9 protein-coding genes are annotated in these 13472 nt (G+C 71.9%); 2 read left to right on the forward strand and 7 right to left on the reverse strand.

Annotated elements, in window-relative coordinates:
• Nucleotides 1-32 precede the first annotated feature (32 nt).
• The 5 genes from OHA89_RS06995 to OHA89_RS07015 all read right to left on the reverse strand — a co-directional run bounded on the left by OHA89_RS06995 (nucleotide 33) and on the right by OHA89_RS07015 (nucleotide 6943).
• Nucleotides 33-3056 carry an alpha-mannosidase gene (locus OHA89_RS06995; protein ID WP_406365677.1) on the reverse strand — a complete coding sequence of 1008 codons (3024 nt, stop codon included), beginning with the start codon at nucleotides 3054-3056 and terminating at the stop codon, nucleotides 33-35.
• 78 nt (nucleotides 3057-3134) lie between these two features.
• Nucleotides 3135-3956 (reverse strand): carbohydrate ABC transporter permease, encoded by an 822-nt coding sequence (locus OHA89_RS07000; RefSeq protein WP_266613601.1) that lies wholly within the window; start codon nucleotides 3954-3956, stop codon nucleotides 3135-3137.
• Complete coding sequence (locus OHA89_RS07005; RefSeq protein ID WP_406368425.1) at nucleotides 3953-4774, reverse strand: carbohydrate ABC transporter permease; 822 nt, start codon at nucleotides 4772-4774, stop codon at nucleotides 3953-3955. Before OHA89_RS07005 ends, OHA89_RS07000 begins: the two co-directional genes overlap by 4 nt.
• A 158-nt stretch (nucleotides 4775-4932) precedes the next feature.
• Complete coding sequence (locus OHA89_RS07010) at nucleotides 4933-6282, reverse strand: ABC transporter substrate-binding protein (RefSeq protein ID WP_406365678.1); 1350 nt, start codon at nucleotides 6280-6282, stop codon at nucleotides 4933-4935.
• 295 nt (nucleotides 6283-6577) lie between these two features.
• The gene (locus OHA89_RS07015) at nucleotides 6578-6943 is read right to left on the reverse strand and encodes a hypothetical protein (RefSeq protein WP_266613605.1); all 366 of its coding nucleotides are present in this window, start codon (nucleotides 6941-6943) and stop codon (nucleotides 6578-6580) included.
• 203 nt (nucleotides 6944-7146) lie between these two features.
• Between OHA89_RS07015 and OHA89_RS07020 the strand changes: the two genes are divergently transcribed.
• Nucleotides 7147-7617, forward strand: a complete 471-nt coding sequence (locus tag OHA89_RS07020) for a universal stress protein (RefSeq protein WP_406365679.1) — start codon at nucleotides 7147-7149, stop codon at nucleotides 7615-7617.
• Nucleotides 7618-7637: 20 nt separating this feature from the next.
• Here OHA89_RS07020 and OHA89_RS07025 read toward each other — a convergent pair whose 3' ends face one another.
• Complete coding sequence (locus OHA89_RS07025) at nucleotides 7638-8564, reverse strand: serine/threonine dehydratase (RefSeq protein ID WP_257553271.1); 927 nt, start codon at nucleotides 8562-8564, stop codon at nucleotides 7638-7640.
• Between the two features lie 14 nt (nucleotides 8565-8578).
• On the reverse strand, nucleotides 8579-9220 hold the full coding sequence (locus OHA89_RS07030) for a TetR/AcrR family transcriptional regulator (protein WP_406365680.1): 642 nt from the start codon (nucleotides 9218-9220) through the stop codon (nucleotides 8579-8581).
• 188 nt (nucleotides 9221-9408) lie between these two features.
• Here OHA89_RS07030 and OHA89_RS07035 point away from each other — a divergent pair, with 188 nt between their 5' ends.
• The gene (locus OHA89_RS07035) at nucleotides 9409-13446 is read left to right on the forward strand and encodes an alpha-N-acetylglucosaminidase TIM-barrel domain-containing protein (protein WP_406365681.1); all 4038 of its coding nucleotides are present in this window, start codon (nucleotides 9409-9411) and stop codon (nucleotides 13444-13446) included.
• Nucleotides 13447-13472 lie beyond the last annotated feature (26 nt).

The following is a 13472-nucleotide window of genomic DNA, read 5'->3' on the forward strand; positions in this document are numbered from 1 at the left end:
GCCCCGACACGGACCCGGCTCCGTAGGGGGTGTCAGGCGCGGTGCAGGCGCACCGTGACGATCTGGAACGGGCGCAGGGTGAGGGCGACCCCGCCGTCCGGGGTGAGGGCACCGACCGCCGAGCCCGCCAGGGGCCGTTCCAGCAGGTCGCTCTCGACCGCCGCCGTGACCGGGAAGCCCGGCGTGAGGGTCGCCCTGGCGCGGCCGCCGCGGGACTCGTAGAGGCGGACGATCACATCGCCGCCGCGGTCCTCGGCGAGCTTGACCGCCTCGACGACCACCGCGTCGTCGTCCACGGTCAGCAGCGGGGCGACCGGGCCCGCACCGGTCACCACCCGCTCCGGCAGGTTCAGCGCGTGGCCCTCGCGGACCGCGTCACCGATCCCCGCGCCGGGCGCGAGCGAGAACCGCAGGGTGTGGGCGCCCTGGTCGGTCTCCGGGTCGGGATAGCGCGGCGCGCGCAGGAGCGAGAGCCGGACCGTGGTGGTCTGGCCGCCGTCGGCCCGCACGTCGCGGGTCACGTCGTGCCCGTACGTGGACTCGTTGAGCAGGGCGATCCCCCAGCCCGGCTCCTCGGCGTGGATCCAGCGGTGGGCGCAGATCTCGAACTTGGCCGCCTCCCACGAGGTGTTGGTGTGGGTGGCCCGGTAGACGTGCCCGAACTGGGTCTCCGACGCGGACCGTTCGGCCTTCACGTCCAGCGGGAACGCCGCCTTGAGGAACTTCTCCGTCTCGTGCCAGTCCACGTCCGTGACGATGTCGAGCGTCTTGGCTCCGGACCGCAGGGTGAGCGACTGGACCGCCGTCGAGGAACCGAAGGAGCGGGTGACCCGGACGGTGACGGACGAGGGGCCGCTCTCGGTGATCTCCATGGCGTCCAGGCCGACCAGGTCGGTGACCTTGTTGCGGTAGAACGCGTCGATGTCCCAGGCGTCCCACATGTTCGGGAAGTCGGGGTGGATCTGGAGCAGGTTCGCCGCGCCGCCCGGGGCGACCGCCTCGCGGTCCGCCTCCAGGTCGTAGGCGGACACGACCAGCCCGCGGCCGTCGATCTCCACCAGCAGCCTGCCGTTGGCCAGGACGTGCCCGCCACCGTGCCGCTCCTCCACGGTGACCGGCTGCCCCGCCTCGGCCGGGACGCCCGCGCCGCCGGCCGGGATGCCGCGCCGGGTGTGCGGGGCGCAGTTGAAGACCAGTTCCCGCCCGCCCTCCCCCGCCAGGGCCGTCTGCGCGGCCAGGGTGATCCCCTGGAGCTCCTCGTGCACCGACCGGTACGTCTCGCGCGCCTCGCGGTGCACCCAGGCGATGGAGGAGCCGGGCAGGATGTCGTGGAACTGGTGCAGCAGCACCGTCTTCCAGATCCGCTCCAGGTCCTCGTACGGGTAGGCGTACCCCGGCACCCGCACCGCGGCGGTGGCCGCCCACAGCTCGGCCTCGCGCAGCAGCGATTCGCTGTGCCGGTTGCCCTGCTTGGTCTTGGCCTGGGAGGTGTAGGTGCCGCGGTGCAGCTCCAGGTAGAGCTCGCCGGCCCAGACGGGCGCGTCCTCGTACTCGGCACGGGCCTTCTCGAAGAAGGCGTCCGGCCGCTCGATCTCGACCCGCGGGGAGCCTTCGAGGTTCCGCTGGCGCCTGGCGCGGGCGAGGTGCTCGCGCGTGGGGCCGCCACCGCCGTCGCCCCATCCGAAGGGCACCAGCGAGCGCGAACCCCGGCCCTTCTCCCGGTAGTTGCGGGCGGCGTGCGCCAGCTGGGCGCCGCCGAGGTCGGAGTTGTAGGTGTCGACGGGCGGGAAGTGGGTGAAGACGCGGGTGCCGTCGATGCCCTCCCACCAGAAGGTGTGGTGGGGGAACTTGTTGACCTGGGACCAGCAGATCTTCTGGGTCAGGAACCAGGTGGAGCCGGAGAGCTTGACGATCTGCGGCATCGCGGCGGTGTAGCCGAAGGAGTCGGGCAGCCAGACGTTGTGGGTCTCGATGCCGAACTCGTCGAGGAAGAACTTCTTGCCGTAGAGGAACTGGCGGGCCATGGCCTCGCCGCCGACCATGTTGGTGTCGGACTCCACCCACATCCCGCCGACCGGCACGAACTGCCCGTCCGCGATCTTCTTCTTGATCCTTTCGAAGAGCTCGGGCCGGTACGTCTTGATCCAGTCGAGCTGCTGGGCCTGCGACATGGCGAAGACGAACTCGGGGTGCTCGTCCATCAGGCTGACCATGTTGGAGGAGGTGCGGGCGACCTTGCGCACCGTCTCGCGCAGCGGCCACAGCCACGCTGAGTCGATGTGGGAGTGGCCCACCGCGCTGATCCGGTGTGCGGAGGCCCGGGCGGGGGCGGCGAGCACGCCCGTCAGGCACGCGCGGGCGGCGGCCGCCGTGCCGGGCACGTCGCCGAGGTCCACGGCGTCCAGCGCCGCGTCGACGGCGCGCAGGATCTCGTACCGCCGGGCGTCGTCGGTGCCGAGCTGCGTCATGAGGTCGTGGAGGACCTCCAGGTCCTGGACCAGTTCCCAGACCTCGGTCTCGAAGACGGTGAGGTCCATCCGGGCGAGGCGGTAGAGGGGCTGGTCGCCGCTGGTCCGCTGGTCGCCCTCGTACGTGGGCGTGTGCTCGACGAGGACCGGGTTGGAGGCGGCCTCGACGTACCACTCGACGCGCTCGCCGCCCTCGGCCCGGTCGGCGACGCGCACCCAGTCGTTGTACGGGTTCAGCCCCTTGATCTCGCTCCCGTCGGCCCGGTGGACCAGTCCCTCGCACTGGAAACCGGGCATCATCCGGTCGAAGCCCAGGTCGAGGACTGCCTCGACCGTACGGCCGGCCCACTCGGCCGGGACGGTGCCGGTGACCTTGAACCAGGTGGTGCCCCAGGCCGGGCCCCACGACGCGCCGGTCGCGCAGGGCTCGTACGTCGCCGCCAGGCCCTGGGCGACGGGGACGGGCTCGCCCGGGGCCTCCCAGCGCGCGACGGTCAGCGGGACCGGGCGGGAGTGGACGGCGGGCTTGATGCGCTCCTTGAGGACCCGGCGGAGGCGGTGTTCGGTGATGCTGCGGTCGTCGTGCATGACGGCTGCTCCAGGAGGGAGAGGGGTCGGAGACGAGAAGGACGGGCGGGCGCGGGGACGGGCGGGCGCAGGGGCGGATCAGGTCTTGACGGCTCCCTCTCCGACGCCCTTGAAGAAGAAACGCTGGAGGGCGAAGAAGAGGAGCATCATCGGGAGGAGCGCGGCCATCGCGCCGGCGGCGATGAGCCGCTGGTCGTTGACGGTGGTGGCGCCCGCCAGGGTCTTCAGCCCGAGCTGGAGGGTGTAGTGGTCGCTGTTGGTGAGGACCAGCAGGGGCCAGAGGAAGTCGTCCCAGGCGCCCATGAAACTGGTGATGCAGACGATGGCCAGGGCCCCCTTGGCGGAGGGGAGGAACACCCGGGTGAAGCGGGTCCATTCGCCCGCGCCGTCCAGGACCGCGGCTTCCTCCACCTCCTTGGGTACGGACAGGAAGGCCGCCCGCATGATCATGATGTTGAGGACGGAGACGGCGCCGGGCAGCCAGACGCCGATGAGGGTGTCCACCAGGCCCATCTCGCGGACCGTGAGGAACATCGAGATCATCACGGACTCGAAGGGGAACATCAGGGTCGCCACCAGCACCGTGAAGACGGCCTTGCGGCCCTTCCAGCCGGGCCGGGAGAGGGCGTAGCCGCCCATCGCCGCGAAGAGCAGGTTCGAGGTGATGGCGAGGACCGCCACGACGAGGGTGTTGCCCACGTACTGGAGCAGCGGGAACGATTCGGCGACCCGGACGTAGTTGTCGAGGGTCGGCTGCGAGGGCAGTACGCCGTCGTACACGTTCTCCGTGCGGCCGCGGATCGAGGTCAGGAACTGCCAGACGATCGGGCCCAGCATGATCACGAGCATCAGGACCAGCGTGGCGTACCGGCCGGCGAGGCCGGTCCAGTGGCGCCTCAACTCTCGTCTCCCTTCGACAGGCGGCGGCCGAGCAGGCTGAAGACCAGGGTCAGGAGGAACAGCAGGATGGAGATGGCGGAGGCGTAGCCGGTCTCGCCGGAGAAGCCGAGGCCGACCTGCCGGATGAGGAAGGGCAGGGTGCGGGCGCCGCCGCCGGGGCCGCCGCTCTCGCCGCCGAGGATGTAGATCTCGGTGAAGACGCGCAGCGCCGAGATGGCGGAGAGGGTGCCGACCAGCAGCATCATCGGCTTCACCTGGGGGATTGTGATGCTGAAGAAGCGGCGGACGGGGCCGGCGCCGTCGAGGGCGGCCGCCTCGTAGAGGGAGGCGGGGACGTTCCCGAGGGCCGCGAGGTAGAAGACCATGTAGTAGCCGAGGCCCTTCCACACGGTCACGATCATCGCGGAGACCAGCAGCATCGTGCTGTCGGTCAGGAACGGGACGGGTTCGGAGACGATCCTCAGCCGCTGGAAGACGGTGTTGACCAGGCCGTCGCTGCGCAGAACCCACTGCCAGATCAGGCCGACGACCACGGCCGAGGCGATCACCGGGGTGTAGAACGCGGAGCGGAAGAAGCCGATGCCGGGGACCTTGGTGAGGACGAGGACGGCGAGGGCCAGCGGCAGCAGGACGAGGCAGGGCACGACGACCGCGAGGTACAGCACGCTGTTGCCGGTCGCGGTCCAGAAGTCGGGGTCGGCGAAGGCGCGGGTGTAGTTGCCGAAGCCGACGAAAGTACCGCCGCGCAGGATCTGGGAGTCCGTGAAGGAGAGGATGACGGTGTTGACGAACGGCCAGAGGCTGAACAGCGTCACCATGAGCAGGCCGGGGGCGAGGAAGAGGTACGGGGTCCACCAGGCGCGGTGGCGCACCCTTGTCCCGGTCCCGGTCCCGGTCCCGGCCACCGTCCCCGTCCCCGTCCCGGCCCTGGTCCCGGTCTCCTTGGCCCTCTTCCCCTGCCCGGCCAGCACGCGGGTCACTTCCGGGCCGCGTCTGCGAGCAGCTTGTTGGCCTCCTCCTGGGCCTTCCTGACCGCCGTACGGGGGTCCTGTTCGCCCTTGATGGCCTTCTGCATCTCGCGTACGACGGCGTCGCCGACCTGACTGGTCCACTGGACGGGGGTGTTGGCGTCGAGCTGGGCGGTCTTCAGCTGCTCGGCGCCGACGGCGCGGGCGAGGGTCTCGGCGTCCTTGCCGTCGCCCTTGTCCGCGAAGTAGGGGTCGGCGAGGCCCTGGGCGTTCGACGGATAGATGGTGGCCTTCTTGGAGAACGCCACCTGGTTGGGGCCGTTGGTGACCCACTTGGCGAACTCGGTCGCCGCGTCGAGGTGCTTGGTGTCCTTCTTGATGCCGAGGGACTGGGCGTAGATGCCGATGTGCCCGAGGGTGCCCGTGACGGCTCCCGCGACCTGGGTGTTCGCGTACACCTGCGGGGCGTTCTGCTTGATGTCCTTGACGAACCCCGGGGAGCCGGGGCCGAAGACGAGCTTCCCGCTGCCGTAGAGCTGGTTGATGTCGTCGGACTTGAGGAGGGACTCCTTGGGCATCGCGCCCTTGGCGTACAGGTCCTTCATCCGCTCCACCCACGCGACGGCCCGGTCGGTGTCGAAGGTGAAACGTTCCCCCTTGGCGTCGAGGACCGGGACGCCCATCTTCTGCCAGTCCCCGGGCAGCCGGCCCTTGGGGTCGGCCATGAAGGCGGCGGTGCGGCCGCCGGAGGTGGCGGCGATCCGCTCGGCGTAGTCGAAGAACTGCTCCACGCTGGCGGGCGGCTTGGCCGGGTCCAGGCCGGCCTTCTCGAAGAGCTCCTTGTTGTACGTGAGGATCTCCGGGGTCACGTACCAGGGGTAGGCGTACACGCCGTCGCCCTTGCCCGGGAGCTTGAACTGCTCCCAGGCGCCCGGCACGTACTCCTTGGCCAGCGCGCCGTCGAGCTTGGCGACGTCGGCGAGCATGCCGCGGTCGCCGAGGAGCTGGAAGGAGTCGGTGGACAGGTTGACCACGTCCGGCAGGGCGCCGGCCTGGGCGTCCGCGACGAGCTTCTCGTTGTAGCCGTCGCCCGGGACGTCCTCCCACTTGACCTTCACGTCGGGGTACTTCGCCTCGAACCCGTCGATCACGCCCTGTACGTACGCCGTGAAGACCGGCTTCAACTGGAGCGTGCGGAAGGTGATCTCACCCGCCACTCTGCCCGTCCTCTCCGCCTCCTTCACCTCCCCCGAGCCGCCGCTTAACCCACACGCGCCGGTCGAGAGGAGGGCGCCGGCCACCAGCGCGGCAACGGCCATACGGGCCAGCTTCGAACAGGTCGGGGCCGAACGGGTCATCGTCGCCGCCTTCGCAGAAGTCCGGCCTCATTGCCGGAGGCGGTGCCCACGGTCGTCCGAAATCAAGACCTCGTCAATGAGGCAGAGGTCCCCGTGGCCGGTGACACCCTGGTCCCGAATGCGGGGACCGGGCCGTGGAGGCCCCGAAAGGCCTCCACGGCGCCCAGGTCGACCTGCACTAATGCGCTTTAGTCCAAAGGCGGTTGACGGTGGTATCGATTCGATAACGAAGCTGACTCTCCGGCAGCATCCGGCGCTTTATGGCCGGTTCACGAGGCTGCGTCACTAATGCGGTTTACTTCATGGGGTACTCGGCCTTCTCCGCGAGCTTGCCGTCCTTGAAGCAGAAGCGGAGCACGGTCTCCTTGCCGTTCTTGGGATCGGCGCTGGATATGTACCAGGAGCAGACGCCGCCCTCGGGCTCGGCCGGGCCGCCGTCCTTGAGGGCGCTCTTGACGAACGAGTCGCCCGACGGGAGCTTGGCGCGGACCTCGCTCTCCGCGTCGCCGGTTTTCACCGCCTCGTAGACCTTGGGGTCGACCAGGGTCTTGTCGGCCACGTCGAGGACCTTCCCCATGCCGAAGACGGCCAGCACGGCGAGGCCGACGCCCAGCACCAGCGCCACCCCGCAGCCGATCAGACAACCCTTGCGCTGTGCCACGCCCGTTCCTCCGTGTGTGTGTCCGTGTCGTTCCGTGTCCGGCGGCGGTCGCCCGGACACTCCGACCTTCGCAAAGGGAGAGGGCTCGGGGCTGTCCTCGAAAGTCGCCGGCTGCCGCGACGATCGTCGTTCGAGGTCGGACCCCTGGCCCCGGGTATACATGGAGGAGATCGACTTTTCGGGCATAACGAGAGGAAATCACCGTGAGTGAGCAGCCCATCGAGCCTCTGATCGTCGTCGGCGTGGACGGTTCGAACCATTCCAAGGAGGCCCTGCGATGGGCGGTGGAGCAGGCCCGGATGGTGGGCGGCCGGGTGCACGCCGTCATGGCCTGGGAGTGGAACCGCAATCCGTTCGCGATCGGCTCGGCGGCCGCCCAGCTCGCCGAGGACGAGGTGGTCACGGCCGAGGAGGCGGCCCGCCGGAAGCTCGCGGACACCGTCGCCACGACCGTCGGGACCTCGCCCGGTGTGCCGGTGTTCCGGCGTGTCGAACAGGGTTCCCCCGCCCAGGTCCTGGTCGACGCGGCGAAGGAGGCGGACCTGACGGTGGTCGGGACCCGCGGGTACGGCGGATTCAAGGGCGCCCTGCTGGGATCGGTGAGCCAGCAGGTGGTGCAGTACGCCGCCAGTACGGTCGTCGTCGTCCGCGAGGGCGCGGACGACGAGGACTGACGGCGCTCGGGCCGCGGGGGTCAGTGCGCCAGGTCGCCGGGGTCCGTGTTGGCCCCGCAGAGGATGACGGCGACCCGCTCGCCCAGCGGCTCCGGCGCGCCGCGCAGGGCCGCCAGGGCGGTGGCCGCGCCCGCCTCGACCACGATCCGGTGCTCCTCCCAGAGCGCGCGCCGGGCGGCCGTGATCGCCGTGTCCGGGACGAGGACCGACCGTACGGACTCGTCCTGCGCGGCGGCCAGCGCGTCCGCCGAGACCCGCGTGGCCCCGAGCGAGTCGGCGGCGACGGAGTCCACGGCGACGTCCACCGGGCGGCCCGCCGCCAGGGCCGCGTTCAGGGCGCGGCAGTTCTCCGGCTCGGCCGCGATCACCCGTACGCCGTGTTCGCGCGCGGCGGTGGCGACCCCGGCGAACAGTCCGCCGCCGCCGACCGCGACGACCACGGCGTCGAGTCCCGGCAGCGCCGCCCGGATCTCCTCGAGCAGGGTTCCGGCGCCCGCGGCGATGAGCGGGTGGTCGTAGGCGTGGCTGCTCAGGGCCCCGCTGTGGGCGGCGAACTCCTCGCAGGCGGCGAGCGCTTCGGCGTACCGGTCGCCGACGAGCCGCACCTCGGCCCCGTACCCCCGCAGCCGTTCCACCTTCACCCGGGGGGCGTTGGCGGGCAGGAACACCGTCGCGGGCACGCCTTGGCCGCGGGCCGCCCAGGCGCAGGCGAGCCCGGCGTTGCCGCCGGAGGCGATGGTGACCCCGGCGGCCGGGAGGGTGCCGGCCCGGTGGTGGGCGGCGAGGAAGTTGTGTGCGCCGCGGGCCTTGAAGGAGCCGGTGTGCTGGAGGTGTTCCAGGGCGTACCAGACCCCGTCGGCCGCGGGAGCGACGGCGACGGGCCGTACCGATCCGGCGATCCGGTCGGCGGCCGCGCGCACGGCGGCGTAGTCGAGCTGCTGTTCCATGGTCGATCTCCCCATCAGGCGGCGGGCCGGGCGGCCTCGATCAGCTGGCGCAGGGCGCCGTAGTACACCTCGTGGTCCGTCAGGGGCGGCAGCACCTCGGCCAGCCCGCCGGAGAGCACGGGGAACCGCGCCGGGTCCAGCGCGGCCAGAGCCGCCCGGGAGGCGGCGGTGGCCCCGGCCGGGTCCCGGTGGTCCACGAAGGCCGCACTGCCCAGGGTGAGCAGGTACATGCGGCGGTAGACGGTCATCGCCTCGGCGGCGGTCATCCCCGCGGCCACGCTGTCGGCGAGGGCGGGCTCGACGAGGCGGGCGAGCAGCTGCCGCCCGAGCCAGGGCCGGCCGCCGCGCAGGACGAGCAGCCCGGGGTGGGCGGTGAGCAGCCGGTACAGCGCGCCGAACCGCTCTTCACAGGCTTCCGCCCAGTCGGTTCCGGCGGGAATGTCGGGCAGCTGCGCGGCCAGGTGCTCGGTGCACAGGTCCAGCAGTCCGGCAAGGTCGGTGCAGCGCCGCTGCACGGTGGCGTGGGAGACGCCGAGCCGGTCGGCGAGGGCGCGGAAGCTCAGGGCGGCCGGCCCTTCCTCGTCGAGGAGGCGCAGGGCGGCGACGGCGATCGCCTCGGGGGTGGCGTGGTCCAGGGCGGCTGATCTCCTCGGCATGAGATACACCGTAACATACGTCGTATCGCAACCGGCTGCGCCACCCCTGTACGCGACCTCTTTGGTGTGACATCGATTGCGGCCATATTGCTGGTCATTGGCGGATATCCGTCGACTTTCGTTGACAGCGGGTAGTCGCCTCGCTGCACTGGGCGCACGACTGCCCGCCCCCACGTCAAGGAGACTCCGTGCCGCCTCGCCTGCGCGCCTCGCTCCCCTGTCTGACCGCGGCCGCCCTGTTCGCCCTGGCGCTCTCCCCCGCCCCCGCGGGAGCCGAGCCCACCGCGACCTCGGACACCCCCCTCGCGCTCACCCCGCCGATGGGCTGGAACAACTGGGCGCACTACATGTGCGACATCGACGAGGCCAAGGTGGTCGCGAACGCCGACGCCCTCGTGTCCACCGGGCTCGCCGCCAAGGGCTACGACACGGTGACCGTCGACGACTGCTGGATGACCAAGAGCCGCGACGCGCAGGGCGCGCTGGTCGTCGACACGGCGAAGTTCCCGCACGGCATGGCCTGGCTCGGCGACCACCTCCACGCCAAGGGCCTGAAGTTCGGCATCTACCAGGACGCCGGCTCGCTGACCTGCGAGAAGTATCCGGGAAGCGGCGCACCCCAGGGCGGTGGAGCGGACCACTACGCGCAGGACGCCCGGCAGTTCGCCTCCTGGAAGGTGGACTACGTCAAGATGGACGGCTGCAACCTGTGGGTGCCCGAGGGCCGGACGAAGGAGCAGGCCTACCGCGACGCGTACAACGCCGTCGCCGCGGCCCTGCGCGCGAGCGGCCGGGACATGGTGCTGTCGGCCTCCGCGCCCGCCTACTTCCAGCAGGGTGAGTGGGGCGGCTCCGACTGGCACAAGGTCCTCGGCTGGGTCGGCGAGACCGGCCAGCTGTGGCGCGAGGGCCGGGACATCACGGTGTACAAGCCCGCCACCCCGACCGCCTCCCGGTGGAGCTCGGTGCTCGGCAACTACGGCTACAACCGCTGGCTGGGCAGGTACGCGGGCCCCGGCAACTGGAACGACCCCGACTTCCTGATCGCGGGCGCTCCCGGGCTGAGCGCGGCCGAAGGCCGCAGCCAGGTCGCCCTGTGGGCCATGATGGCCGCCCCGTTCATCCTGTCCTCCGACGTATCCAAGCTCACCCCGGAGGGCCTCGCCGCCCTCGGGAACACCCGGCTGATCGCACTGGACCAGGACCCGATGGGCCGTCAGGGCGCGGTGGTCTCCTCCAACGCCACCTTCGAGATCCTGGTCCGGCCGCTCGCGAACGGCGACCGGGCGGTGGCCGTGCTCAACCGCTCGGGCAGCGCACGGGACATCAACGTGCCGCTCGACGAGATCGGGCTGCCGTCCTGCACGGCCGACGCGCACGACCTGTGGAGCGGGGAACGCCGGGAGGTCTCCGAGACGCTGACCGGGCGGGTCGGCGCCCACGACACGGGGGTCTGGCGGCTCAGCCCGCGTGGATGCGCCGCCGTGCCGACCGGACAGATCGCCGGTGACGGCGCCAAGTGCGCCGACGGTGCCAACACCACGGGTGTCGGCGCGGTCGTGCTCGGGTCGTGCACCGGAGCCCCCGACCAGCGGTGGGTCCTGGACCACGACGCGAGGCTGCGGCTGGCCGGCGAGTGCCTGTCGGCGGGCGAGGACGGCCTGGTGGAGCTGGCGGACTGCGCGCCCGTCGAGGAGCAGCAGCCCGGCCAGACCTGGGCGCACCGGCGCGACGGGGCCCTCGTCGAGGAGGCGAGCGGCAGGTGCCTGACGGCCCCCGCCGCGGCCGCCACCCGGACGCCCCGGCCGAGCGGCTGCGGCTGGCCCCCTGCGGCGACCACCGGGTCGACCAGGCCTGGGCCCTTCCGGTCTGACGGCGGACGGATGACGCACTCGATGCCACGCGCCGGGCGGCGGCCGGTCCGCCGCCCCCTCGCCCTCGCCGCCCTCCCGGCGGCGCTGCTCGCCCTGCTCTGCGCGGCGCCGGCTCCCGGGGCGACCGCCCCGGGGGACGGATCGCCCGCGCGGGCCGACGTACGAAGCGACGTACGGGCCGACGTACGGACCGACGCGGGGGCCGGTGTGCCCACGCGGGTACGGGCCGTCGCGCCGCGCCGCGGCACCTTCGACACCGCGCCCGCGCGGGCCGCCCTGGAGCGGCTGCTGCCGCGCCACGCCGGGCAGTTCACCCTCGTGCCCGACACGGCGGCCGCCGCCGACGGCTTCACCGTCTCCGGGACGCCCGGCGCGATCACCGTGCGCGGCAGCACCGGAGCCACCCTGCTCACCGGTGTCGGCTGGTACCTCCAGCACGTCGCCGGGGCGGACATCGGCTGGCCCGGCGACAGCATCGGCATGCTCCCCGCCGAACTGCCGGGCGTCCCCGCGCCGGTCACCCGCAGCGCGCTCGTGCCCCACCGGTACGCCCTCAACGACACCGACGACGGGTACTCCGGCCCGTACCGCACCTTCGAGGAGCACCAGCGGCAGATCGACCTGCTCGCCCTGCACGGCATCAACGAGGTGTTCGTACAGGCCGGCGCCGAGTACCCGTACTACCGGGCGCTCCAGGGCTTCGGCTACTCGGCCGAGGAGCTGCGGGAGTGGGTGCCCGGCCCCGGCCACCAGAGCTGGTGGCTGCTGCAGAACCTGAGCGGCTTCGGCGGGCCGGTCTCCGAGCGGCTGATGCGGGAGCGCGCCGAGCTGGGCGGGCGGATCGCGGAGCAGCTGCGCGGGCTCGGCATGACCCCGGTGCTGCCCGGCTACTTCGGCACGGTGCCGCCGGAGTTCGCCGCCCGCAATCCCGGGTCCGCCACCGTGCCGCAGGGCGACTGGGCGGGCTTCGACCGGCCGGACTGGCTGGACCCGGCCTCTGCGGTGTTCGGGAAGCTGGCCGCCGCGTACTACGCCGAGCAGCGCGCGGTGTTCGGGGACAGCACGATGTACCGGATGAGCCCGCTGCACGAGGGCGGCCAGACGGGTTCGGTGGACGTGAAGTCCGCCGCCGGGACCATCCAGGACGCCCTGCACGCCGCCCACCCCGGCGCCCTGTGGGCGGTACTGGGCTGGCAGGACGACCCGACCGCGGAGCTCCTCGCCGGGGTGGACACCTCGAAGCTGCTGATCCTGGACGGCCTGTCGGACCGGTACAACCGCCTGGACCGGGAGGCCCGTTGGGGCGGCGCTCCGTACGCGATGGGCACCATCTACAACTTCGGCGGGCACACCACGATCGGCGCGAACACCTCCGTGTGGATCGAACGGTTCGGGCCCTGGCTCGCCAAGTCCGACAGCGCCCTCACCGGAATCGCCTACCTGCCGGAGGCCACCGGGACCAATCCGGCCGCCTTCGATCTCTTCACCGACCTGGCCTGGGAGCCGGGGACGGTCGACCAGCGGCAGTGGTTCGCCGATTTCGCGGCCCGCCGCTACGGTCGGCCGGACGCCGCGGCCGCAGCGGCCTGGGAGGAGCTGCGCAAGGGGCCGTACAGCACCTCCTCGGGCCTGTGGTCGGAATCGCAGGACAGCCTGTTCACCGCCCGGCCGAGCCTGACCGCGGCGGGAGCGGCGTACTGGAGCCCCAAGTCCATGCGCTATCAGGCCGGTTCGGTCCGGCGGGCGCTGGACCACCTGCTGCGGGTGGATCCGCGGCTGCGCGGCACCAGCGCCTACCGTTTCGACCTGGTGGACACCGCCCGGCAGGCCCTCGCCAATCACTCGCGGGTGCTGCTCCCGAAGATCAAGGCGGCGTACGAGGCCAAGGACCTGACCCGCTTCCGTGAGCTGACCGCCGAATGGCGGGACGGGGAGCGGAAGTTGGACGCGGTCACCGGTTCCGACCCGAACTTCCTGCTCGGCAGCTGGCTCGCCGGGGCGCGCTCGCGGGGCGCCGACGCGGCCGAACAGGACCGGTACGAGTACGACGCGCGCTCGATCCTGAGCGTGTGGGGGCGCCGCAGCACGAGCGAGGGCGGGTTCCTGCACGACTACGCGAACCGTGAATGGAGCGGTCTGATCACGGAGTTGTACGCCAGGCGGTGGGACGCGTACTTCGACTCCCTCGAGGAGGCGCTGGTCCGGCAGACCGCTCCGCGGGCGATCGACTGGCACGCCTTCGAGGAGGAGTGGGCCCGGCGTACCACCCGGCATCCGGACCGGCCGAGCGGGGATCCGTACGCCCTGGCGGCCCAGGTCGCTTCGGCCCTGCCCGCGGCGTCGGTGAACTGACGTACACCACCTCTCGCGGTGACGAT

Source organism: Streptomyces sp. NBC_01546 (assembly GCF_045208355.1).
GTDB lineage: Bacteria > Actinomycetota > Actinomycetes > Streptomycetales > Streptomycetaceae > Streptomyces.